At 68.6% G+C, this 22,485-nt stretch carries 18 protein-coding genes; 11 read left to right on the top strand and 7 right to left on the bottom strand.

Annotated features, from left to right (window positions below; genetic code table 11):
• Nucleotides 1-2 precede the first annotated feature (2 nt).
• The 3 genes from Tchl_RS11785 (at nt 3) to Tchl_RS11795 (ending at nt 4,380) form a co-directional block, all read left to right on the top strand.
• Nucleotides 3-1,025, top strand: a complete 1,023-nt coding sequence (locus Tchl_RS11785) for a TAXI family TRAP transporter solute-binding subunit (RefSeq protein ID WP_075148593.1) — start codon at nt 3-5, stop codon at nt 1,023-1,025.
• A gap of 62 nt (nt 1,026-1,087) precedes the next feature.
• Nucleotides 1,088-2,641 carry a sulfatase-like hydrolase/transferase gene (locus Tchl_RS11790; RefSeq protein ID WP_075148594.1) on the top strand — a complete coding sequence of 518 codons (1,554 nt, stop codon included), beginning with the start codon at nt 1,088-1,090 and terminating at the stop codon, nt 2,639-2,641.
• A gap of 29 nt (nt 2,642-2,670) precedes the next feature.
• Entirely contained in the window at nt 2,671-4,380 is a 1,710-nt protein-coding gene (locus Tchl_RS11795) for a SulP family inorganic anion transporter (RefSeq protein WP_075148595.1), read from the top strand.
• A gap of 63 nt (nt 4,381-4,443) precedes the next feature.
• On the opposite strand, the gene Tchl_RS11800 is transcribed toward Tchl_RS11795, so the two are convergent.
• Nucleotides 4,444-5,238: an AraC family transcriptional regulator gene (locus Tchl_RS11800; RefSeq protein ID WP_075148596.1), complete on the bottom strand. Its 795-nt coding sequence runs from the start codon at nt 5,236-5,238 to the stop codon at nt 4,444-4,446.
• Between the two features lie 101 nt (nt 5,239-5,339).
• Between Tchl_RS11800 and Tchl_RS11805 the strand changes: the two genes are divergently transcribed.
• Nucleotides 5,340-6,566, top strand: a complete 1,227-nt coding sequence (locus Tchl_RS11805; RefSeq protein ID WP_075148597.1) for an MFS transporter — start codon at nt 5,340-5,342, stop codon at nt 6,564-6,566.
• A gap of 23 nt (nt 6,567-6,589) precedes the next feature.
• On the opposite strand, the gene hcrB is transcribed toward Tchl_RS11805, so the two are convergent.
• The 4 genes from hcrB to Tchl_RS11825 are packed head-to-tail and all read right to left on the bottom strand — an operon-like array spanning nt 6,590 to nt 10,862.
• Nucleotides 6,590-7,564, bottom strand: a complete 975-nt coding sequence (hcrB, locus tag Tchl_RS11810; RefSeq protein ID WP_075148598.1) for a 4-hydroxybenzoyl-CoA reductase subunit beta — start codon at nt 7,562-7,564, stop codon at nt 6,590-6,592.
• A complete protein-coding gene (hcrA, locus tag Tchl_RS11815; RefSeq protein WP_075148599.1) occupies nt 7,561-9,870 on the bottom strand; it encodes a 4-hydroxybenzoyl-CoA reductase subunit alpha in 2,310 nt (769 codons plus the stop codon). Before hcrA ends, hcrB begins: the two co-directional genes overlap by 4 nt.
• On the bottom strand, nt 9,867-10,352 hold the full coding sequence (gene hcrC, locus Tchl_RS11820; RefSeq protein WP_075148600.1) for a 4-hydroxybenzoyl-CoA reductase subunit gamma: 486 nt from the start codon (nt 10,350-10,352) through the stop codon (nt 9,867-9,869). The genes hcrA and hcrC overlap by 4 nt, the downstream gene beginning before the upstream one ends.
• A 9-nt stretch (nt 10,353-10,361) precedes the next feature.
• Nucleotides 10,362-10,862, bottom strand: coding sequence for a MarR family winged helix-turn-helix transcriptional regulator (locus tag Tchl_RS11825; RefSeq protein WP_075148601.1), 501 nt, complete (start codon nt 10,860-10,862; stop codon nt 10,362-10,364).
• 254 nt (nt 10,863-11,116) lie between these two features.
• Here Tchl_RS11825 and cobS point away from each other — a divergent pair, with 254 nt between their 5' ends.
• The 7 genes from cobS (at nt 11,117) to Tchl_RS11860 (ending at nt 19,900) form a co-directional block, all read left to right on the top strand.
• Complete coding sequence (gene cobS / locus Tchl_RS11830; RefSeq protein ID WP_075148602.1) at nt 11,117-12,115, top strand: cobaltochelatase subunit CobS; 999 nt, start codon at nt 11,117-11,119, stop codon at nt 12,113-12,115.
• A 5-nt stretch (nt 12,116-12,120) separates the two neighbouring features.
• Entirely contained in the window at nt 12,121-13,974 is a 1,854-nt protein-coding gene (locus Tchl_RS11835) for a cobaltochelatase CobT-related protein (protein ID WP_075148603.1), read from the top strand.
• A gap of 41 nt (nt 13,975-14,015) precedes the next feature.
• A complete protein-coding gene (locus Tchl_RS11840) occupies nt 14,016-14,369 on the top strand; it encodes a zinc ribbon domain-containing protein YjdM (protein ID WP_075148604.1) in 354 nt (117 codons plus the stop codon).
• A gap of 235 nt (nt 14,370-14,604) precedes the next feature.
• Nucleotides 14,605-15,777, top strand: coding sequence for a M20 aminoacylase family protein (locus Tchl_RS11845; protein WP_075148605.1), 1,173 nt, complete (start codon nt 14,605-14,607; stop codon nt 15,775-15,777).
• Between the two features lie 10 nt (nt 15,778-15,787).
• Complete coding sequence (locus Tchl_RS11850; protein ID WP_075148606.1) at nt 15,788-18,286, top strand: ABC transporter permease; 2,499 nt, start codon at nt 15,788-15,790, stop codon at nt 18,284-18,286.
• A 72-nt stretch (nt 18,287-18,358) separates the two neighbouring features.
• Nucleotides 18,359-19,540, top strand: a complete 1,182-nt coding sequence (locus tag Tchl_RS11855) for a DNA recombination protein RmuC (RefSeq protein WP_075148607.1) — start codon at nt 18,359-18,361, stop codon at nt 19,538-19,540.
• A 75-nt stretch (nt 19,541-19,615) separates the two neighbouring features.
• The gene (locus tag Tchl_RS11860; protein WP_075148608.1) at nt 19,616-19,900 is read left to right on the top strand and encodes a hypothetical protein; all 285 of its coding nucleotides are present in this window, start codon (nt 19,616-19,618) and stop codon (nt 19,898-19,900) included.
• A gap of 44 nt (nt 19,901-19,944) precedes the next feature.
• Here the strand turns inward: Tchl_RS11860 and ribA are convergent, their stop codons facing one another.
• Together ribA and moaA are read right to left on the bottom strand one after the other, a co-directional pair.
• Nucleotides 19,945-21,102 carry a GTP cyclohydrolase II RibA gene (gene ribA, locus Tchl_RS11865; protein ID WP_075148609.1) on the bottom strand — a complete coding sequence of 386 codons (1,158 nt, stop codon included), beginning with the start codon at nt 21,100-21,102 and terminating at the stop codon, nt 19,945-19,947.
• A 259-nt stretch (nt 21,103-21,361) separates the two neighbouring features.
• Nucleotides 21,362-22,441: a GTP 3',8-cyclase MoaA gene (moaA, locus tag Tchl_RS11870; RefSeq protein ID WP_075148610.1), complete on the bottom strand. Its 1,080-nt coding sequence runs from the start codon at nt 22,439-22,441 to the stop codon at nt 21,362-21,364.
• Nucleotides 22,442-22,485 lie beyond the last annotated feature (44 nt).

Here is a 22,485-nt window from a genome sequence, read left to right on the forward strand (position 1 = left end):
ACATGCAATTCCTGCAGCGGAAAAAATGGTTTTGCCGGGGCGTTCTCGCCTTGAGCGCGGCCGCGTTGAGCTTCGGCGCGGGTTTGAGCCACGGCGCGCAGAACCTGCGCCTGTCTACGCTGGGGCCGGGCTCGGCGCCGTATGTGGTGATGACCACCTTCGCCAACATCGTCAACGAGCATGTCCCCGACTATCGCATCCAGGTCAATGCCACCGGCGCGGCGACCCGGCATGCGGTCGAAACCGCCCAGGGACGCTCCGAGTTCTGCCTGAACACACCCCATCAATATGACATGATGGTCAAGGGGGGCGGTCCTTATGCGAATGTTCCGAAGAGCGGGGAGTTGTCGAAAAATCTGCGGTCGGTGTTCAGTTTTCCGATCGGGGTCTATCACATCCTGACCTTTGGCGACTCGGGCATTCATTCCCTCGACCAGATTCGCGGCAAGCGTGTCTATCTGGGGCCGCCGGGATCGGTCGCGTTCGATACCACCCAGCGCATTGTCGCCCTGATGACCGGTCTGAAGGCCGATCAGGATTACACCGCGATCAAGCTGGGCTGGGATGCGGCAGCGCAGAGTTTCCAGGATGGACATATCGACGTCTACTTCAACCCGACGCTGGCGCCGAGCCCGGTTGTTGCCCAGCTCGCCCTGGTACGCAAACTGCGGTGGATCGGCATCGATCCGGCCCGCCTTTCGGAACTGCTTGCACGCCCGGGGTACCGCGCCGTACGGATCGAGCCGGCCGTCTATGGCGATGGGCTGGCAAACGAGGCGCCGGTGACCGCTCTGCGGATGACGGCCAGCATGGGAACCAATAACGCCCTTTCCGAAGAGGCGGTCTACGCGATGACTTCGGCGTTCTGGAAGCATCTCGATACCTATGCCGCAAGTACACCAGTGCTGCGCAACGTCCGCCTCGAGGAAGCGCTTGCCGATGCCAATACCCCGCTCCACCCGGGCGCCGCACGCTTTTACCGTGAGCAGGGGATGACGATCCCGGCGGCGCTACTGGCGCAGTGAAAGGACAGGGGCGCGTCCCGCTGCGGGCGCAGGCACGATTGACGGATCAGGGACCGATCGAAATGAAACCGAACATCCTCTTCATCATGGCCGACCAGCTGCGCGCCGACTACCTGTCGTGTGCGGGGCATCCGAGCGTAAAGACGCCGACGCTCGACCGCCTCGCCGCGGAGGGGGTGCGCTTCGAACGGGCCTTCTGCAATGCGCCGGTGTGCGGACCGTCGCGGATGTCGTTCTACACCGGACGCTACCCGGCCAGCCATGGCGCGACCTACAACAACGTGCCACTGCGGGTCGATGAGCTGACCCTCGGCGACTACCTGCGCCCGCTCGGCTACCGGGTCGGGCTGGTCGGCAAGACCCACATGCGCGCCGATATCGAGGGCATGCGGCGGCTCGGCGTCGACCCCGAATCGAGCCGCGGCGTGTATGCGCGCGAATGCGGATTCGAGCCGTTCGAGCGTGACGACGGCCTGCATCCGGATGGAGCGGTCGATTCCGACCTGCCTTACAACCGCTACCTGCGCCAGCACGGTTTCGGTGGCGACAACCCCTGGCACGAGTGGGCCAACAGCGCGCTCGACGACAATGGTGAGCGGGTCAGCGGCTGGTATCTGCGCAATGCACACCTGCCGGCGCGGGTGCCGGAGCCGCATTCGGAAACGGCTTACATGACCGATCGCGCGATGGACTTCATTCGCGAAACCGGCGATGCGCCATGGTGCCTGCACCTGTCCTACATCAAGCCGCACTGGCCATACATGGCGCCGGCGCCCTATCACGCGATGTATGGCGCTGCCGATGTGTCGCCGCCCAATCGCAGTGTCGCGGAACGGGGCAATGCCCATCCGGTCGTGCGCGCCTTCCGTCAGCACGAGGAAAGCGTCAATTTTTCCCGCGACGAAGTGCGCGCGCGCGTGATCCCGACTTACATGGGCCTGATCAGCCAGCTCGACCACCACCTCGGGCGGCTGTTCGATTTTCTGCGCGAACAGGGGCAGTATGAAAATACCCTGATCGTGTTTACCAGCGATCATGGCGACTTCCTCGGTGACCACTGGCTGGGGGAGAAAGAAGTGATGTATGAGGAGGCGCTGCGCATTCCGATGATCGCCCGCCTGCCCGGTGGAGTCCGCGGCCGGATATTCGAGCAGATGGTCGAGTCGGTCGATCTGGTCCCGACTTTTCTCGAACTGGCCGGCGGTGACCGCCACGACCATGTGCTCGAGGGGCGCTCCCTGCTGCCCTTGCTGAAGGGCGCGCGGCCGCCGTGGCGCGATGCCGTTTTCGCCGAAATGGATTACGCCTGGCGCCCGGCCCGCGCTGAGCTCGATGCGGCGGCCGACGGCGCCCGTGCCTGGATGGTGCGTACCGAGCGCTGGAAATACATCGAGTACCAGGGGTTTGCGCCCCAACTGTACGATCTCGAGAGTGATCCCGTCGAGCAGCATGATCTGGGTACGGCAGCGGCCTACGAAGCGGTGCGCCGGATGCTGGCCGACCGCCTGCACGACTGGTTGCGCACCCGGCGGATGCGCAAGACGATCTCCAACGAGACGGTCTCCGCGCTGACCGGCAGCGCGCGCCGGCGCGGGTATATCTTCGGGGCATGGTAGTCTCGTCGCCCCCGTTATTGGCACGTTCGATGAACGCTTCTCATCCGACCCGGGCAGAGCGCGTGTTCCCGTTCCTCGGCTGGCCGCGCCTGTGGCGCCAGCACGGGGTGCGCGGCGACCTCGTCGCCGGCGTCACCGTCGCCCTGGTGCTGGTACCGCAGGCGCTGGCCTATGCGCAGCTCGCCGGCCTGCCTCCCCATCTCGGCCTCTATGCGGCCTTGCTGCCGGCGTTGGTGGGGGCCTTGTTCGGCTCCTGCGGGGCGCTGTCGACCGGGCCGGTGGCGCTCACCTCGCTGCTCTCGGGGGCGAGCCTGCTGTCGCTGGCGCAGCCCGATACGCCCGAATTCATCGCGCTCGCGGTCGTGCTCGCGCTGCTGTCCGGGCTGATCCAGCTGGCGCTGGGTCTGCTGCGCGCCGGCTGGCTGCTGAACCTGCTGTCGCGCCCGGTGATGGCCGGCTTCATCAATGCCTCGGCGCTGCTGATCGGCTTGTCCCAGCTGCCTGCGCTGCTCGGCCTGTCGCTGCCCCGGTCCGGGCATTTCCTGCTCGATCTGTGGCATATGCTTGCAGGCTCGGGTGCGCCACACCTGGCGTCCGCGCTGTATGGCGGCCTGGCCCTGTTCGCGCTGGTCGCGCTGCGTCGGCTCGTGCCCCGCTTGCCTGGAGTGCTCCTGGTGGTCGCGTCGGCGACCGCGGTCTCGGCGCTCACCGGGTTCGCCGCACAAGGCGGCGCCGTGGTCGGTGCGCTACCGTCCGGCCTGCCTTCCCTCGGCCTGCCGGTGATCGACGGGAACATGCTGGTGACCCTGTTCCCGGCTGCGTTCGTGATCGCGCTGGTGAGCTTCATGGAGGCAGCCTCGAGTGCGACCGTGATCACCGCCCGTACCGGCATGTCGTGGAACCAGAACCAGGAGCTGATCGGCCAGGGGCTGGCCAAGCTGGCCGCCGCCGCGAGCGGTGCGATGCCGGTCAGCGCGTCGTTTTCGCGCTCGGCGCTCAACCATGCCAGCGGCGCGCGTAGCGGATTGTCGTCGCTGCTCACCGCCGCCGGCGTGCTGCTGAGCCTGCAGTACCTCACCCCGCTGCTGTGGCACCTGCCGATCGCGGTGCTCGCCGCGGTGATCCTGGTGGTGGTGGCCAGCCTCGTCGACTTTCGCGCGCTGACGGGGGCATGGAAGGCCGGGCGCGACGACGGTCTGGCGGCGGTGGTGACCTTTTGCGCGACCCTCGTGTTCGCCCCCGACATCCAGAACGGCATCCTTACCGGACTGATGCTGTCGCTGGCGCTGATGCTCTACCGCGACATGCAGCCGCGGGCGGCCCTGCTCGGCATGCACCCGGATGGCACTTACCGGGACTTGACGCGTTTCGGTCTCGAACACCCCCATCCCAATCTGGTCATCCTGCGCTTCGACAGCCCGTTGACCTTCGTCACCGCGAAGGCTTTCGAAGAGGCGGCGGCGCGCGCCGCCCAGGCCCAGTCCGAAGTCAAGGTCCTGCTGGTTTCCGCGGCCGGGATCAACGCCATCGATGCCACCGGTCAGCATGCGATTTCCACCCTCCACGAGCGCCTGCGCCTGAACGGCCAGGTGCTGGCCTTCTGCGGGCTGAAGAAGCAGGCCGTCGACGCCCTCGAGCGCACCGGGCTATGGGCGCGCTTGAGCGAGCACGGGCAGTACCGCACCGAACATCACGCGCTCGACACCCTGCTGCCCCGTCTTTCCCGACCCTCCGGCTAGGGGCGGGCCGCCGTCGGCGCGAAAGCCGGCAAAGAACGTCATCGATCCCGCCCCACCGGCCGCCTACCGTTCATCCTGCGTCAGCGATGCCAGATATTTCCCCGGGGGCCGGCCAAGGGCCTTCTTGAACATGGTGATGAAGGCGGTGACCGATTCGTAGCCCAGTTCGGCGGAGACTTGCTGCACGCTGGCGCCAGCGGCCAGCCGGCGCAGGGCGACCAGGAGCTGCAATTGCTGGCGCCAGCGCCCGAAGCTGAGGCCGGTTTCGCGCAGCATCAGGCGGGCGAGGGTGCGCTCGCTGGTGGCGACGCGGGCCGCCCATTCGGGCAGGGTGGCGCGGTCGGCCGGGTTGCGGGTCAGGGCGTCGGCAATGTGGCGGATGTGCGGCTCGTCCGAGATCGGCAGATGAAGCTGTTCGACCGGCATGTTCGGCAACTCGTCGAGCAGCACGCGGGCGACGCGGCCGGTGGCGCTGTCGGCAGCGTACTCGTGCGGCTGGTCGGCAAGGTGCTGGATCAGCTCGCGCACGAGGGGCGAAATCGCCAGCGTGCAGCAGCGGTGCGGCAGCGCGGTGGCGCCCGGCGCGACGAACAGCAGGCAGATGCGGGCGTTGGGCGTGACCCGGTTGCTGTGTGGCATCGCACCGGGCACCCATACCGCACAGTTGGGCGGCACCATCCACAGCGCATGGGGCACCTCGCAGCTGATGGCGCCGCGCAGCGCGAGCACGAGTTGCCCCTTGCGGTGCCGGTGCACTGGAGTTTCGTTGTCGTTCCTGGTCGTTTCGACCCGCAGGGCGATCGCCGGGCTGGTGATGCGGTCGGGGTCGAAGTGGCGCAAGGAGGCATCGAGGAGCATCGGCGTGGCTGTTTTTGGAGATTAATTGGCAATCTATCCAGATACTCCCGGCCGGTAAATCCGTAAGCTTGGCGACATCGCAAGTTTTTCCGGATTCCCCCATGCGTCAGGCCCGCCCCGTCCTCTCCGCCGCTCCGCGCACGGTGCTGCTGCTGATCGGCATCGTGCTGGTTGCCGCCAACCTGCGTGCGCCGATCACCGGGCTGGCGCCGGTGCTGGGCATGATCCAGGAGACCTTTGCGCTGAGCACCGCGCACGCCGGCCTGCTTACCACCTTGCCGTTGCTGGCCTTCGCCCTGGTGTCGCCGGTGGCACCCTGGCTGGCGCGCCGCTTCGGCCTGGCGCGTGCGCTGTTCGCGGCCCTGGTGCTGCTCGCCGCCGGCGTGGTGCTGCGCTCGGCGGGGCCGGCGTGGAGCCTTTTTGTCGGCACCGCGGTGATCGGCGCCGGGATCGCGGTGGGCAACGTGTTGCTGCCGGCGCTGCTCAAGCGCGACTTCCCCACCCGGATCGCCAGCGTCACCGGCGCGTACGCGCTGGCGATGGGCGCCGCCGCCGCAGTGGCTTCGGCAACGGCGTTCCCGCTCGCGACCGGCTTCGGGCTCGGCTGGTCGGGGGCGCTGCTGGCGATGCTGGTACTGCCGGTGGTGGCGATGCTGCTGTGGTGGCCGCAGCTCGGCGAGCGGGCCGCGGTGGCCCAGAGCGGTGGCGGGGCGCCGGCTGCGAGCCCGATCTGGCGTCATCCCCTGGCCTGGCAGGTGACGCTGTTCATGGGGCTCAACTCGTTCATTTATTACGTGATGATCGGCTGGTTGCCCGCGATCCTCGCCAGCCGCGGCTATTCGGCGGCCGAGGCCGGGTCGCTGCATGGCCTGATGCAGCTCGCCTCGGCGATCCCCGGCCTGGTGCTGGGGCCGCTGATCCAGCGCCTGAACGACCAGCGGAGGGTCGCGCTGGCGACCTCGCTACTGGTCGCCGGCGCGCTGCTCGGCCTCCAGTGGCTGCCGCAGCTGGCCGGCCTGTGGGTGGCGTGCTTCGGCTTCGGCACTGGGGCCTGCATCATCCTGGCGCTGATGTTCATGGGGCTGCGCACCGAAAACCCGCGCCAGGCGGCCGCCCTGTCGGGAATGGCGCAGTGCGTCGGCTACCTGCTGGCGGCCTGCGGGCCGCCCCTCATCGGCGGGCTGCACGACCGGTCGCAGGACTGGAACCTGGCGCTGACGGTGTGCCTGGCGCTGTCGCTGGCGATGGCCGCAGTCGGCATGCTGGCCGGGCGCAACCGCCGTATCCGCAGTGCGAGTACGGCGGCGAGCACTCCGGCCGCCGGCTGAGGACGCTCCTGCCGTGCGTGCCCTTAGCGGGCTTCCCACAGCTGATCGACCACCTTGCGGGAGATGGCGAGCAGGACCCGGCGGCGATATTTGACTCCGGTGATGGTGGTCCTGAGCACGTTGGAGGTCTTGCGCACCAGCTGGGCCAGGGTCTCGGCTGCTGCGTCGTCCCAGTTGCCGCCCACCAGCGCGTCGACCGGCACCATCAGGGGGGCGGAGTTGGAGCCGGTGATGGCCACTCGCAGGCCGGCGATCCGGTCCCCGTCACGATGCAGGGCGGCGGCGACGCCGGCCAGCGGAAAGTCGACGGCATCGCGGATGCGCACCTTGGAGTAGGCGGCTTTCCAGGCACCGGTGGGCGGAACCTCGATCGCCGCGAGCAGTTCGCCCTTCTCCAGGGTCAGGTGCTCGGCGCCGCTTTCGCGGAACAGCTGCGCCACCGGCACGGTGCGTTTGCCGGCGGGGCCGACGATCTCGGCGCGGGCGTCGAGCACCATCAGCGCGGGGGCGACGTCGCCGTGATAGGTCGCGTAGCAGCGATCGCTCTTGACGATCACGTGGCACTTGTCGCCCTTGTACTTGAGGCAATAGCTGTTGCCGGAGCGCCACCATTCGCTCTGGTTGTAGAAGGTGCAGCGCGTGTCCTGGCACAGGTTGCCGCCGAGGGTGGCGGCGGCGCGGTGGGTCGGCCCGGCGACCGATTCGGCGGCCTGGGCCAGGGCCGGCCAGCTCGTCCGGATGGCGTCGTGCTCGGCGATGGCCTCCAGGGTGGCGCCGGCGCCGAGGCGCAGGCTGCCGTCGGCCAGCGTCGAGATGACGCCGAGGCCGTCGATGCCGGTCAGGTCGACCAGCGCGGCGGGGTGGCCCAGGCCACGGCGCAGGTTGGGCAGCAGGTCGGTGCCGGCGCCCAGGGGAACGGTAGCGTCGGCGGCCAGGGCGTTGACTGCGTCGGCCAGGGTGGCGGGACGGTGGGTGCGGAAATCGGTGAGGATGTTCATGCTGCGGCTTCCTTGGCGTCGAGCAGTTCAGTGATGCGGTCGGGGCTGAGCGGGAAATCGGTGGCGCGCACGCCCACCGCTTCGTACACCGCTTCGTGGATCGCGGGAAGGAATCCGGCGAGCATCCCTTCCGAGGCCTCCTTGGCGCCGAACGGGCCGTTGGGGTCCATGCTCTCGACGATGATCACCTCGATGTCGGGGCTCTCCACGATCGTCGGCACCCGGTAATCCAGGATGTTGCCATGGACCATGCGGCCGTTGTCATAGACCGTCTCTTCCGACAGCGCCTGCCCCATGCCCATCCACACGCCGCCTTGCGTCTGGCCTTCGACCGCCAGCGGATTGAGGGCTTTGCCCACGTCGACCGCCACCCACACCTTGTGCGCGGTGACCTTGCCGGTGATCTCGTCGACCGAGGCCTCCACCACCTGGGCGGCGTAGCAAAAGCCCATGGTGGCGCCGATCGCGCTGCCGCGGATCTTCTTGTCGCCCTGGAATTCGGTCGGGCAGGTGTAGGTGCCCTTCACCGTGATGGTGCCGGAGTCGATCATCGCGGCCTTGACCACTTCCTGGAAAGTCAGCCCCGGGTCCTGGCTGCCCGAGACCATGAATATCTCGTCGATGACTTCGATGTCTTCCTCGCGGGCGTCGAGCTTCTTCGCCGCGGCCTTGACCAGGACGCCTTTCAGCTCTTCGGCGGCGGAAATGGAGGCGTTGCCGACCATGAAGGTGACGCGCGACGAATAGGAGCCGTTGTCCTTGGGGGTCAGCGCGCTGTCGGCGGAGATCACCCGGATGCGGTCGAGGCGCACGCCCAGCACTTCGGCGGCGACCTGCGAGGCCATGGTGTTGGAACCCTGGCCGATGTCGGCGGCGCCGGTGAGCAAGGTGATGCCGCCGTCGAAGTCGAGCTTCAGGTTGACGGTGGCGTGGGGCTCGCCGGTCCAGTGCTTCGGCGTCGAGGTGCCCGACACGAAGTGCGACAGCGCGATGCCGAGGCCGCGCCCTTTGGGCAGCTTGCCCTTGCGTTCTTCCCACCCCGAGGCAGCCTTGACCTTCTCCAGGCACTCCGGCACGCCGTAGCTCATCACCCGCTGGGCGTACATGGTGACGTAGGGGATCTGCGGCAGCATGTTGATCTGGCGGATCTTGAGCGAGTCGATGCCCAGCTCCTCGCCCATTTCGGTGAGCAGCGCCTCGAACGCGGCGCGGGTATCGACCGTGCCATGGCCGCGCATCGCGCCGCAGGGCGGGGTGTTGGTGTAGACGCGCCAGGCGTCGTGCTTGATCGCCGGGATATGGTAGAGCCCGTGCATCAGCGCGCCGGTGTAGAGGATGGTGATGATGCCGTAGCCGGCATAGGCGCCGCCGGCCTGGGTGGCTTCCAGCGCGAGGGCGGCGATCTTGCCGTCCTTCTTCAGGCCGATCTTCATCTTCACTTCGGTCCACGGCCGGCCGCGGTGGGCGATGAAGGTTTCCTCGCGCGTCTGCAGCAGGCGCACCGTGCCCTTGGCCTTGCGTGCCAGCAGCCCGGCGATGATCTCGAAGTGCAGGGCCTCGGTGCGGGCGCCGAAGCCACCGCCGAGGAAGGGCTTGATCACGCGGATGCGCGCCGAGTCCATCTGCAGGCAGGCCGCCACCTTGAGATGCACGTAGTAGGGCACCTGGGTGGTGGTGTTCAGCGTGAGCATGTCGCGCACCGGGTCGTACTCGGCCAGGGTGGCGTTCAGCTCCATATGAACGTGGTTGACTTCGGCGAAGGTGTAGGTCTTTTCGCGGACCAGGTCGGCTTCGGCGAAGGCGGCGGCGACGTCGCCGAACTCGGCGTGGACTTCGCGCAGCACGTTGTTGGGCTTGTCGTCGTGAAGGGCGACCGCGCCTGCCTTCATCGCCGCCTTGGGCGTCATGTAGGCGGGCAGGACCTCGTAGTCGACCTTGATCAGGCCGAGCGCCTTCTCGGCGGTCACTTCGTCGATGGCGGCGACGGCCGCCACCGGGTCGCCGCGGTAGCGCACCTTGTCGCGGGCGAGCGGGTACTCGTTCTCGGCGATCGGCAGCACGCCGAACGGCACCGGGGTCTCGGCGCCGGTGCATACGGCGATGACGCCTTCCAGGGCTTCGGCGGCCGAAGTGTCGATGGCGAGGATGCGGGCGTGGGCATGGGGCGAGCGCAGGATGCGCCCCACCAGGGCATCGGGAGCGGCGATGTCGGCCGTGTACTTGGCCTTGCCGGTGACCTTCTCGACGCCGTCCACCAGCGGGGTGCGGACGCCGACGGTGCCGTGCTTGGGGAGTTTCGGGTTCATCGCGCACCCTCCTCGCACAACCGGGCCGCGGCTGCGGTTTCGACCGATTCAATGATCTTCACATAGCCGGTGCAGCGGCAGAGGTTGCCGGCGAGCGCGGCCTTGATCTCGTCGCGCGACGGGGAGGGGTTCTTCCGCAGCAGCGCCTCCGACGCCATGATCATGCCCGGGGTACAGAAGCCGCACTGGGTGCCGAGCTTTTCGTGGAAGGCGGCCTGGAGCTTGGACAGCGTGCCCTGGGTGGCCAGGGATTCGACCGTTTCCACCTTCTTGCCGGCGACCTGATGGGCGAGGGTGGAACAGGCCAGGCGGGGCCGGTCGTCCACGAGGACGGTGCAGGCGCCGCACTCGCCGCCGTCGCAGCCCTGCTTGGTACCGGTCAGGCCGACGGTTTCGCGCAGGTAATCCAGCAGCAGCATGTTGTCGGGAACAAGGTCCTCACGGGCGCGCCCGTTGAGGGTCAGACGAAGGATGTTTTTCAAGGTTGACTCCTATTCCCGCACACTGGCCGGGGTTTCACTGTCTTGTTGGTAAAGCCGTTTCAGCAGCTCAATCAGTGTGCCGCGCTCGGCATCGCTGAGTCGGGCGGAAAAATCCTGATCCTGTCGCATTACGGCCTGCTCGATGCGTGCCAGCGCCTGAACACCGGGTGTCGTCATGTGCAGGCAGTAGCGTCGACGGTCGGTCGGGGAGGCATCCCGGACGATCAGTCCTTTCTCCTCGAGCTGGTTCACGACCTTGACGATCGAGGAACGATCTACGTCCATCGCCACCGCGAGGGCGCTCTGGCTCATCCCGGGGTTGTTGGCGATCACCTGCAGCATCCCGTAAAGGCCTGGCGTGATGCCCTCGGGGGTGGTGATGGCCCGGGCGAACTGCCTGAATGCGGCGATCTGCCCGCGACGCAGATGAAAACCCAGCTCACCGGCCATGGGGCCGTGGAAAACCTCCGCCAGATCGCTGTTGGCTGGTTTGCCCTGGTGTTTGCGCATGAAATCCTCTCGATGACTCTGCGCGGATTGTTAACCAGGGCAACAAAATTGGCAATTGAATTGTTTGTGTAGGCAACAATTTTATTGCCCTCTTTTCAAACCGGCGGGATGATCGGAAAATCCGCAGGGCGGGTTACCATCGATGTCCGTCCCATCCGGACGCGGCCGGACGCCCAGCCTGGGCGAGAGGCCGCCTGAATTCGCCACCGGATGAATCCTGCCGCCGGCCGCCCCCCGCCAACCGGAACAGACCCATGACCGAGACCGAGCGCCAGGCTTCCGACTACCTTCCGACCCTGCCCGACTGCGAACTGTCGGTGCGCCAGGTTTTCGGGCTGGACACCGACATGGTGGTGCCGGCCTTCAGCCAGGGCAGCGAGCATGTGCCGCAACTCGACGACACCTACCGCTTCGATCGCGACACCACGCTGGCCATCCTCGCCGGCTTCGCCTACAACCGGCGGGTCATGATCCAGGGCTATCACGGCACCGGAAAATCGACCCATATCGAGCAGGTCGCGGCGCGCCTGAACTGGCCGTGCGTGCGCATCAATCTCGACAGCCACGTCAGCCGCATCGACCTGATCGGCAAGGACGCGATCGTCCTGCGCGACGGCAAGCAGGTGACCGAGTTCCGCGAAGGCATCCTGCCGTGGGCGCTGCAGCATCCCTGCGCCCTGGTGTTCGACGAATACGATGCCGGCCGCCCCGACGTGATGTTCGTGATCCAGCGCGTGCTCGAAGTCGAGGGTCGGCTCACCTTGCTCGACCAGTCGCGGGTGATCCATCCGCATCCCGCCTTCCGCCTGTTCGCCACCGCCAACACCATCGGCCTGGGCGATACCACCGGCCTCTACCATGGCACCCAGCAGATCAACCAGGCGCAGATGGATCGCTGGAACATCGTCGCCACCCTGAACTATCTCGAGCATGACGCCGAAGTCGAGATCGTCCTCGCCAAGATGCCCGCCTACGACACCCGGGAAGGGCGGGAGCGGGTCGGCGCGATGGTGATGCTGGCCGATCTCACCCGCAGCGGCTTCATCAACGGCGACCTCTCCACCGTCATGTCGCCGCGCACGGTGCTGACCTGGGCCGAAAACACGCTGATCTTCAAGGATATCCGCTTTGCTTTCCGGGTCACGTTCCTGAACAAGTGCGACGATGTCGAGCGCGCCGCGGTGGCCGAATATTACCAGCGCTGTTTCGGTGAAGAGCTGATCGATCCGCGGACGCCCTCGGCCGCGGCCTAGCGTCCATGGCGTACCAGCGCACCCGCCCGGAACCCGCGCCCGAAGCGCCGCCGGGCGTCCTTGCAAGGGCAGTTGTCAGTGCCTTTCGCGCCATGGCCGGACCGGCCGCCGCCGATCCGGCGGGCACCCGCGCCCGCCTGGCCGATCTTGCACAGCACTGCGTGACTGCGGAGGACATCGCGCGCCTGCGCGGGCAGGCCGATGCGCAGGCATTGCGTCTGCGCTATCACGATGCGTGTCTCCATGAGCGGGCGATGCCGGCGGGCGAGGAGGCGCGCGCCGTCTATGACGCCATCGAGCAGGCACGCGTCGAAGCCCTGGGCGGCCGCCGGATGGCCGGCGTCTCGGCCAACCTCTCCGCCCTGATCGAGCAGCACTGCCGGGCGAGGAAATTCGACCGGGCGACGCGCCGGGCGCAGGTGCCGCTGGCCGAAGCGCTGTACGTTCTGGCCCGCGAACGCTTCTGCGGCACGCCGCCGCCGCCCGCGGCGCGGACCATGGCCGAGCTGTGGCGCCCCTTTGTCGAAGCCAGGGCCGGGCGCAACCTCGAGGCGCTCGGCGGGCGCCTGCACGATGAGGAGGCTTTCGCCGCGGGCTTGAATGCGCTGGTTGCGGCGCTGGAACTGGAAGGCGGCAGCGGCGAACCGGAGGACGAGCGCAAGCTCGGCCAGCGCCAGGACGAGACGCACACCGAAGAGGCCCCGGAGCAGCGCCACGGCGCGGGGGAGGCTGCACAGAATGCCGACAGCCCGCACCGCCGGGAGAGCGCCGGGCGGGCCGCGGGCCTGCCGGGCGCGGCCCGCCCGGCGCTGGTTTCACCCGAGCGCGGGACCGGAGAGGCCGGCGCGTCCGCTTCGCGCCGGCCGGTGCCGTCGTTGCCGGGGGGCCAGGCCTATCATCCCTACACCACCGCCTTCGACCAGACCGTGGATGCCGAAGACCTGTGCGAAGCCGGCGAGCTGCACCGGCTGCGCAGCCGGCTCGACCGCGAGCTGGTGCATTTCCAGCACCTCGTCGGCCGCCTCGCCAACCGCCTGCAACGCCGCCTGCTGGCGAGGCAGATGCGGGACTGGGTGTTCGACCTCGAAGAAGGCTTGCTCGACACCGGCCGCCTCGACCGCATCGTCGTCAGCCCGGATCACGGCCTGTCCTTCAAGCTCGAAAAGGATGCCGATTTCCGCGACACCGCGGTCAGCCTGCTGATCGACAACTCCGCCTCGATGCGCGGCCGCCCGATCACGGTGGCGGCGATGAGTGCCGATATTCTGGCGCGCACCCTCGAGCGCTGCGCCATCAAGGTCGAAATCCTCGGGTTCACGACGCGCACCTGGAAGGGGGGGCAGGCGCGCGCGCAATGGCAGCGCGACGGCGAGCCGGCCGACCCGGGGCGGCTCAACGATCTTCGCCACATCCTCTACAAGGCGGCCGACACCCCCTGGCGGCGGGCGCGCAAGAACCTCGGCCTGATGCTGCGCGAAGGCCTGCCGAAAGAGAACATCGACGGCGAGGCCCTGCTCTGGGCGCATCGCCGCCTGATTGCCCGCCCCGAGCGCCGGCGCATCCTGGTGGTGATTTCGGACGGGGAACCGGCCGACGATTCGACCTTGTCGGCCAACCCGGGGCACTATCTGGCGCAGCACCTGCGCGACGTGATCGCCTGGATCGAGCAGCGCTCCCCGGTCGAACTGGTCGCGATCGGCATCGGCCACGACGTAAGCCGTTATTATCGCCGCGCCGTCACCATCGACGATGTCGACGCGCTGGCGGGCGTCATGCTCGAACAGCTGTCGGCGCTGTTCGGGGAAGAGCTGCGGCGCCCGCGGCCGTCCGCGCCCGCGAGTGGCCGGACGGTGCGGTGAAGCCGTGACCGGCCCGATTCACGAAACCACAAGGAAACCCGATGAGCAGTTTGCCGAAATGCCCCGCGTGCAGTTCCGAATACACCTACGAGGACGGCGCGATGTACGTCTGCCCCGAATGCGCGCACGAATGGCCGAAAGCCGCGGCCGAAGACCCAGAGGAAGACGGACACGAGGCCGGGCGCGAGTTCCGTGATGCCAACGGCAACGTGCTGGAGGACGGCGACAGCGTCACCGTGATCAAGGACCTGAAAGTCAAAGGCTCGTCGCTGGTGGTGAAGGTGGGCACCAAGGTCAGGAACATCCGCCTGGTCGACGGCGATCACGACATCGACTGCAAGATCGACGGCATCGGCGCGATGAAGCTGAAGTCGGCGTTCGTGAAGAAGAGCTGAAGGCGAAGCCGCTTCCCGGCCGAGCGCGCGCCTCCGCCGGGAAAGGGGGGCGGCGCGGGCAGGCGGCGCCGCAAAGCGCCGGCCCCGCCGCGCCGGGCGGGAACTTCGGGTGGAGCGGGGCTTTCACACCGGCAGCAGCCCATCGGTGCGGGTAAGGCACGAGCCGGCTGCCGTCCGTGTCCGCCCCTGTAATACACTCGACCCCCCGAACCGAACCCGACCACACGGTGCAGCCATGAGCGTCCTCGAAGCCGTCCGGCCCCTGCACGGCAAACTCACCGCCATCCGGCGCGACCTCCATGCCCATCCCGAGCTGGCGTTCAAGGAGCATCGCACTGCCGAGCTCGTCGCCCGCCATCTGCAGCAACTGGGGATCGAGACCCACTGCGGCATCGGCGGCACCGGCGTGATCGGTGTCGTTCGCGGCGGACGCGGCCTGCGCGCGATCGGCCTGCGCGCCGACATGGACGCGCTGCCGATCACCGAGCGCAACACCTTCGCCCACGCGTCCACCGTCCCCGGCTGCATGCACGCCTGCGGCCACGACGGCCACACCACGATGCTGCTCGGTGCCGCCGAGGCGTTGGCGGCACGGCGTGATTTCGACGGCACCGTGTATCTGATCTTCCAGCCTGCCGAGGAGGGCGAGGGCGGGGCGGCGGCGATGATCGCCGACGGCCTGTTCGAGCGCTTCCCGATGGAGGCGGTGTTCGGCATGCACAACTGGCCGGGCATGGAAGCCGGCAGCTTCGCCGTGCACAGCGGTCCGGTGATGGCCAGCGCCGACCGTTTCGATGTCTGCTTCCTGGGGGTGGGGGCGCATGCGGCGATGCCCCACCTGGGCGCGGACCCGCTGCTGGCGGGGGCGGCCTTCGTGCAGGCAGTGCAGGCCCTGGTCAGCCGCCGCGTGGACCCGATCGATGCGGCGGTGGTGTCGGTGACCCGCTTTCATGCCGGCGAGGCCTATAACGCGATTTCCGACCGTGCCGAGCTGTGCGGCACGGTGCGCACCTTCTCCGCCGAAGTGCGCGACATGCTGGAGCAGGGGCTGCGCCAGGTCGCCGAAGGGGTCGCCGCGAGCCACGGCGTGCAGCTCGAGTTTGCCTACCGCCGTGGCTATCCGCCGACGCTCAACAGCGCCGCCGAAGCGATTCGTTGCGCCGATGCGGCGCGGGGAGTGGTGGGCGCGGAGCGGGTGTTCACCGATCGCCGCCCGAGCATGGGTGCGGAGGACTTCGCCTACTTCCTCGAGCGCCGGCCGGGCGCCTACGTGTGGATCGGCAACGGCCCGGGAGCGGGCGGGTGCACGCTGCACAATCCGAACTACGACTTCAACGACGAAGTCCTGAGCATTGGCGTGGCTTACTGGTGCGAACTCGTGCGCAACCTGCTTGCCACGGTGAAGTGAGGGTGGTGGAATGATGCGGAACCTGCGCCTGGCCTTGCGGATGATGCTGCGCGACCTGCGCGCGGGCGAACTGCACCTGCTCGGTCTGGCGATCGTCATTGCGGTGGCGAGCCTGACCAGCGTCGGCTTTCTTGCCGACCGCGTCGGCCGTGCGCTCGACCGCGAGGCCAACCAGCTGCTCGGGGGCGACTTGCTGCTGCGCGCCGACCGTCCGTGGCCGGCGCAGTTTATCGACGAGGCGCGCGCGCGTGCGCTGCAGAGCGCGACCACGGTGTTATTCACCAGCATGGCGAGCACCGGGTCGACAGCCGCGCTGACGGGCGTCAAAGTGGTGCAGGAAGGCTATCCGCTGCGGGGCGCGATCCGCATCGCGCCGGGGCCGAACCAGGCCGATGCGGTGGCTGGGCGGGTGCCCGAGCCGGGTGAATTGTGGCTCGACGAGCGCCTGTTCGCCGAGCTGGGCGTCGATATCGGGGAGTCCGTCGGGCTGGGCGAGCTCGAGTTCCGCGTCGGCGCAATGGTCAGCTTCGAGTCCGACCGCGGGGCCAACTTCTTCAGCCTGTTGCCAAGGGCGATTTTCAACCTCGAGGATCTGGAGGCCACCGGCTTGCTCGCCCAGGGCAGCCGCGCCACCTGGCGGCTGCATGTGGCCGGGCCGGCGGCGGCGGTGGCGGCCTACGAACAGTGGGCGCGGGCCCGCCTCGAACGGGGGCAGGCGGTGGAGAGCATCGACAGCACCCGCCCCGAAGTGCGCGCCGCGCTCGACCAGGCGCAGCGCTTCCTGCGCCTGGCGGCGCTGCTCGCGGTGATCCTCGCCGCGGTTGCGGTGGGGCTGTCGGCGCGCCGCTTCATGGCCCGCCACCTCGACGGCTGCGCGGTGATGCGTGTGCTCGGCGCAGGCCAGGCCCAGGTGCTGGGAATCGTGATCGGCGAATTCGCCCTCTTCGGTCTGGCTGCGGCTGCAGCCGGCTCCGCGCTGGGCTGGGCGGTGCAGTGGGGGCTGGCAGCTGGGCTGCGCGAACTCCTCGCCACCGAGCTGCCCGCACCCTCGCTGCTGCCGCTGGCCCATGGGCTGGTGGTGGGGATGGCCTTGCTGGCCGGGTTCGTGCTGCCGCAGCTGCTGCGCCTGGGGCGGGTCAGTACGCTGCGTGTGCTGCGCCGTGAACTCGCGTTTGCCGAGCCGGTCTCGGGCGCGGCCTGGGCGCTGGGGCTGGCGGCCCTGCTTGCGCTGGTGTTCTGGATCGCCGCCGATGCGCGCCTGGGAGCGATGGTCGCCGCCGGCTTCGCCGTGGCCCTCGGGCTGTTCGCGCTCGCGGCCTGGGGCGTGCTGTGGCTGGCGGTGCGCTTCAAGGGCGCAGGCAGCCTGCGCGGCGGCGGCTGGCGCTACGGCGTGGCTGCGCTCGGCCGCCGGATGGGGGCCAGCGTCATCCAGACGGTGGCGCTCGGGGTGGGCATGACCGCCCTGCTGCTGTTGACCCTGGTCCGGGCCGACCTGCTCGACAACTGGCGGCGGCTGGCGCCGGCGGATGCGCCCAACCGCTTCGTCATCAATATCCAGCCCGACCAGCGTGCCGGACTCGATGCGCTGTTCGCCGCCGAAGGGCTGCCGGTGCCGCAAATCCAGCCGATGATCCGCGGGCGCATGGTGGCGATCAACGACCGCGCGGTCGCCCCCGAGGACTTCGACAACCCCCGTACCCGCCGGCTGGCGCAGCGTGAATTCAACCTTTCCTACACCGCCGAGCTGCCCGCCGGGAACGCGGTGGAGGCGGGGCGCTGGCACGGTGGCGAGCGTGTGCCGCAGTTCTCGGTGGAAAAGGGGCTGGCGCAGACCTTCGGCCTGCAGGTGGGGGACCGGGTCGCCTTCGAGGTCGGCGGGGAACGGGTCGAGGCGCCGATCAGCAGCGTGCGCCGGCTCGACTGGGATTCGATGCGGGTGAATTTCTTCTTCATCGCCGCGCCGGGCCTGCTCGAAACCTATCCGGCGAGCCTGATCACCAGTTTCCACCTGCCGCCCTCGGCGCACGGCTTCACCACCAAGCTGATCGAGCGCTTTCCCAACCTCACCGTGATCGACGTTGCCGCGGTGCTGGCACAAGTGCAGGCGATGACCGACAAGCTGATCGTGATCGTCCAGTTCGTGTTCGGCTTTGCCGTGCTCGCCGGCCTGGTGGTGCTGTACGCTGCGCTGCAGGCCACCCACGACGAGCGCGGATACGAGTTCGCCATGCTGCGCACGCTCGGTGCGCGCAACCGCCAGGTGCGCCAGGCCGTGCTTGCCGAGTTCCTCGTGCTCGGTTGCGTCGCCGGGGGGCTGGCCGGCCTCGGTGCGAGCGCGATCGGTTGGGTGCTGGCCGGGCAGGTGTTCGGGATGCCTTATGCTCCCGCTCTCGCTCCGGTGCTGGCCGGGGCGCTGCTCGGTGCCGCGGGCGTGGTCGGTGGCGGCTGGCTGGGCATGCGCGGGCTTCTGTCGCGTCCGCCCCTGGTGAGCCTGCGGGCGCTCGGTTGAGGTCCGCGCCGAACATGCCCTTCGACCGTATGCCGTTCATCCGCGGCTCCCGCAACCCTGGACTCCGCTTCGATGACCCAGACTGAAACGATTTTCGCTCTCCTCGGCGCCGCCGTGCTGCTGTCGGCCTGGCTGTTGCTGCGCAGCTTCGCCCACGAGCGCGGCCTGCAGCGCCGGCTGGCGGAGGCGCTGTCCGAGCAGCTCGATGACCGCCTGGCGGCGCAGCACCGTGAAATCCTCCGCGACCTGCACGAAGGCCTGGCACGCCAGACCGATCGTATCGGCGAACACGCGCGCGCCGACCGCGATCTGCTGCAGCGTGGGCTGAGCGCGGCGTCGCTGCAGCTGTCGCGCGGCATGCAGGCGCTGACCCAGAGCGTGGACGGGCGCCTGGACACGCTGTCCGGGCAGGTGAGCCAGCGCCTCGACGAGGGGTTTCGCAAGACCAACGAAACTTTCGCCAGCGTGATGGCGCGGCTGGCGACGATCGACGAGGCGCAGAAGAAGATCGACGGGCTCACGACCAACGTCGTCAGCCTGCAGGAGCTGCTCGGCGACAAGCGCGCGCGCGGGGCTTTCGGCGAAGTCCAGCTCGAGGCCCTGGTGCAGAATGCGCTGCCGCCCGACGCCTACGCTTTCCAGCAGGTGCTGCCCAACGGCACCCGCGTCGATTGCCTGCTGACGCTGCCGGCGCCGACCGGCAAGGTGGCGGTGGATGCGAAGTTCCCGCTGGAGAACTACCACCGCATGTTCGACGCCGATGCCGCCGAGCTCGACCGCCGCGCCGCGCAGCAGGCGTTCCGCACCGACGTCAAGCGCCACGTCGATGCGATCGCGGGCAAGTACATTCTCCCCGGCACGACCTCCGACGGTGCGGTGCTGTTCCTGCCGGCCGAGGCGGTGTTCGCCGAAATCCACGCCTACCACCCGGAGGTCGTCGCCTACGCCCAGCACAAGCGGGTGTGGATCGTGTCGCCGACGACGCTGATGGCGGTGCTCAACACCGCGCGCGCGGTGCTCAAGGACGTCGAGACGCGCAAGCAGATCCACGTCATCCAGGATGCCCTCGCCAAGCTGGCGAAGGATTTCCAGCGTTTCGACGAACGCATGGCTGCGCTTGCGCGCCATATCGAGCAGGCCAGCCGCGACGTGCAGGACGTGCACACCTCCAGCCGCAAGATCAGCGCCCACTTCCACAAGATCGAGTCGGCGCAGCTCGACGAGCTGGCCGACGAGGCCGGGGCGCAAACTTGATTGCGGACAGGGCGCGGGCGGCCGTCTCCCCGTATCGTTCGAACCACTCAGACTCTCGAACCAGGCTTCTGCCCCATGTCCTCGATTCCCTTCCCGATCCTCTTCATCATGCTGGTGTTTTTCACCATGTGGATGATCCTGCGCAAGTTCAACCGGATCGAGCAGCAGAAGCGGGACCTTCCTGAACTCGGCGCTTACCTCGCGGCCCATGGGCAGGCCGCGCCGCGCTGCGTCGCCTGTGGCGCGGCCGAACTCAAGGATGAAGGCCTGACCCACGGCAAGGACGAGCGCCGGATCGTATCCTGCGGCACGTGCCGGACGCTGCTCTACCGTTTCGTCCGCCCGGCCGAGGAGCAGTAGCAGCGCCCTGCGCCAGCAGCCCGGGCGATGCTCCGGGGCGGGGGTCAGGCGCCTCCGGCGGCGCCCGGTGCCGGCAGACGCTCGGGCTCGGCTGACGCCGGTTCGTCCTGCTCGTTGAGCAGGTCGTGCAGCCAGTGGCCGTGGCGGTTGGCCTTGGTGTGCAGGTAGCGCTGGTTCTGCGCCGTCACTTCGCCGTAGATCGCCTGGCGGGCGACGACGTTGATGCCGGCGCGCTGGAGTGCCTCGACCTTGCCCGGGTTGTTGGTCAGCAGCAGCACCCTGGAGACGTCGAGCTGCTCGAGCATCTCGTGGGCGACGCGGAAATTGCGCTCGTCCTTGGAAAAGCCGATCACCTGGTCGGCGTCGATGGTGTCCAGCCCTTCGTCCTGCAGGCCGTAGGCGCGCAGCTTGTTGGCGAGCCCGATGCCGCGCCCTTCCTGGGTCAGGTACAGCAGGACGCCGCCGCCCTGGGCGCGGATCGCGGCCACTCCACGGCGCAGCTGTTCGCCGCAGTCGCAGCGCAGGCTGCCGAAGAGATCGCCGGTCAGGCAGGACGAATGCAGGCGCACCGGCACCGCCTCCGGCCATCGTGCGCGCTCGCCGATGAGGATGGCGACATGCTCGTGCATGCCGTCGGCTTCGCGAAAGAGAATGAAGCGGCTGTCGTCCGCTTCCGACAGTGGTACGCGCGCCTCGCTCACCCGGGTGAGCTGGCCGGAGCCGCTGTGGCACAGGCGCAAGGCTTCGTCTGCATCGACCGCCAGCAGCATGCCGCTGGCGACTTCCGCCGCCACCGCCGCCGCCTGTGCCGGCGAGACCGGACAGACGATCGCCGCCGGCACCAGCTGGGCGCGGGCGAGCAGGCGGACTGCGGCATCCTCGCAGCGCTCGGCCGGCTTCGCCGTGCATTGTGCAGGCAGCCGGACGCCGCGCGTCCACGCCAGCTCGCGCAACCCCTGGCAGGCGGGCAGGGACTCGAAGGCGAGTTCCTGGGCGTCGCCGTCCACCGTCTGCCCGAGGGCGGCCATGCGGTGGCGGCTGAGCACCAGCCGTGCGGCCGATCCGGCGAGCGCCTGGGCCGCGGCGAGGGTATCGTCGTTGAGACCTTCGACCGCCTGGATCAGGACGTTGCGGCCGGCGTCGCGCAACAGGATGGGGAGGCCGCGTCGCAGGTCGAAAATTGCACGCTCGGCTTGGCGCATTGCTTGTTCTCCGTTCGGATGTTCGGGCTTGCCGCGTGAGCGGGGCGGGGCGAGCCGGATCGGGTGGAATGGGGCGGGAGTTCGATGTCGATGGGAAGACTTGTAGCAGATTGGGGCGGAAACCGTATTCTGCAAGCGGCCGGGTTCGTGGGCCGCGGGTGTCCTGGGGGCACGCGCAAGGGGAGCCGGGCGGGGACGCCGGGTGCCGGTGGCGGGACGGGACCGGCGCTGTGCGCGGGCGGCGGTCCTGCCGGGCACCTCAGCCGCCGATGTAGGACATCTCGATCTTGCGCAGGGCGGCGGTTTGCGCGGTGCGGATTTCCGAATAGCGGTCCTCGCGCTGCTGCCACACGCTGGCGATCGCCGCGTCGAGCAGGGCGTCGTCGGCGCCTTTGCGCAGCAGGGCGCGCAGGTCGTGGCCGGCCTGGGCGAACAAACAGGTGTACAGCTTGCCTTCGGTGGACAGGCGGATGCGGGTGCAGCTCGAGCAGAAGGCCTGGGTTACCGAGGAGATCACGCCGATTTCGCCGCCGCCGTCCTTGTAACGCCAGCGTTCGGCGACTTCGCCTTCGTAGTTGGGGTCGATCGCTTCGAGCGGGAACAGGCGGTCGATGCGGGCGATCACTTCGCGCGAGGGCAGGACCTCGTCCATCTTCCAGCCGTTGGAGGCGCCCACGTCCATGAACTCGATGAAGCGCAGGATGTGGCCGCTGTGGCGGAAGTGTCCGGCCATCGCCTCGATGTCGCTGTCGTTGGTGCCGCGTTTGACCACCATGTTGATCTTGATCGGCCCCAGCCCGGCGCTGCGCGCCGCCTCGATGCCCTCGAGCACTTTTTCCACCGGGTAGTCGGCATCGTTCATGCGCCGGAACAAGGCGTCGTCGAGTGCGTCCAGGCTTACCGTGACCCGGTGCAGGCCGGCGTTTTTGAGGCGCTGGGCGAGTCTGGGCAGCAGCACGCCGTTGGTGGTGAGGGTGACTTCGACGCCGTCGAGCCTTGCCAGCATGCCGATCAGGCGCTCGATGTCCTTGCGCAGCAGCGGCTCGCCGCCGGTGATGCGGATCTTCCTGACGCCGTGGGCGACGAACAGGCGCGCCACGCGGAGGATTTCCTCGAAGCTCAGCAGTTCGCGACGGGGCAGGAAGGCGTGGTCGTCGCCGAACACTTCGCGCGGCATGCAGTAGATGCAGCGGAAGTTGCAGCGGTCCGTGACCGAGATGCGCAGGTCGCGCACATGACGCCCGCGGCGGTCGGACAGGAGCTCGCCCGCAGCGGGGGGCTGGCCGGTGGCGGGCGCGAGGGCGGGTGCTGCAGCCTCATGGATGGGGATGACTTTCATGATGGGCACTGGAAACGGACGCCTCGATTATCGGTACAGGGGCA

The organism is Thauera chlorobenzoica (assembly GCF_001922305.1).
GTDB classification, from domain to species: domain Bacteria; phylum Pseudomonadota; class Gammaproteobacteria; order Burkholderiales; family Rhodocyclaceae; genus Thauera; species Thauera chlorobenzoica.

What these genes read in the sequence shown, in the direction of transcription:
- Tchl_RS11785 (WP_075148593.1), top strand. Translation starts at nt 3, where the DNA reads ATGCAATTCCTGCAGCGGAAAAAATGGTTTTGCCGGGGCGTTCTCGCC.
- Tchl_RS11790 (WP_075148594.1), top strand. Translation starts at nt 1,088, where the DNA reads ATGAAACCGAACATCCTCTTCATCATGGCCGACCAGCTGCGCGCCGAC.
- Tchl_RS11795 (WP_075148595.1), top strand. Translation starts at nt 2,671, where the DNA reads ATGAACGCTTCTCATCCGACCCGGGCAGAGCGCGTGTTCCCGTTCCTC.
- Tchl_RS11800 (WP_075148596.1), bottom strand. Translation starts at nt 5,238, where the DNA reads ATGCTCCTCGATGCCTCCTTGCGCCACTTCGACCCCGACCGCATCACC.
- Tchl_RS11805 (WP_075148597.1), top strand. Translation starts at nt 5,340, where the DNA reads ATGCGTCAGGCCCGCCCCGTCCTCTCCGCCGCTCCGCGCACGGTGCTG.
- hcrB (WP_075148598.1), bottom strand. Translation starts at nt 7,564, where the DNA reads ATGAACATCCTCACCGATTTCCGCACCCACCGTCCCGCCACCCTGGCC.
- hcrA (WP_075148599.1), bottom strand. Translation starts at nt 9,870, where the DNA reads ATGAACCCGAAACTCCCCAAGCACGGCACCGTCGGCGTCCGCACCCCG.
- Tchl_RS11825 (WP_075148601.1), bottom strand. Translation starts at nt 10,862, where the DNA reads ATGCGCAAACACCAGGGCAAACCAGCCAACAGCGATCTGGCGGAGGTT.
- cobS (WP_075148602.1), top strand. Translation starts at nt 11,117, where the DNA reads ATGACCGAGACCGAGCGCCAGGCTTCCGACTACCTTCCGACCCTGCCC.
- Tchl_RS11835 (WP_075148603.1), top strand. Translation starts at nt 12,121, where the DNA reads ATGGCGTACCAGCGCACCCGCCCGGAACCCGCGCCCGAAGCGCCGCCG.
- Tchl_RS11840 (WP_075148604.1), top strand. Translation starts at nt 14,016, where the DNA reads ATGAGCAGTTTGCCGAAATGCCCCGCGTGCAGTTCCGAATACACCTAC.
- Tchl_RS11845 (WP_075148605.1), top strand. Translation starts at nt 14,605, where the DNA reads ATGAGCGTCCTCGAAGCCGTCCGGCCCCTGCACGGCAAACTCACCGCC.
- Tchl_RS11850 (WP_075148606.1), top strand. Translation starts at nt 15,788, where the DNA reads ATGATGCGGAACCTGCGCCTGGCCTTGCGGATGATGCTGCGCGACCTG.
- Tchl_RS11855 (WP_075148607.1), top strand. Translation starts at nt 18,359, where the DNA reads ATGACCCAGACTGAAACGATTTTCGCTCTCCTCGGCGCCGCCGTGCTG.
- Tchl_RS11860 (WP_075148608.1), top strand. Translation starts at nt 19,616, where the DNA reads ATGTCCTCGATTCCCTTCCCGATCCTCTTCATCATGCTGGTGTTTTTC.
- ribA (WP_075148609.1), bottom strand. Translation starts at nt 21,102, where the DNA reads ATGCGCCAAGCCGAGCGTGCAATTTTCGACCTGCGACGCGGCCTCCCC.
- moaA (WP_075148610.1), bottom strand. Translation starts at nt 22,441, where the DNA reads ATGAAAGTCATCCCCATCCATGAGGCTGCAGCACCCGCCCTCGCGCCC.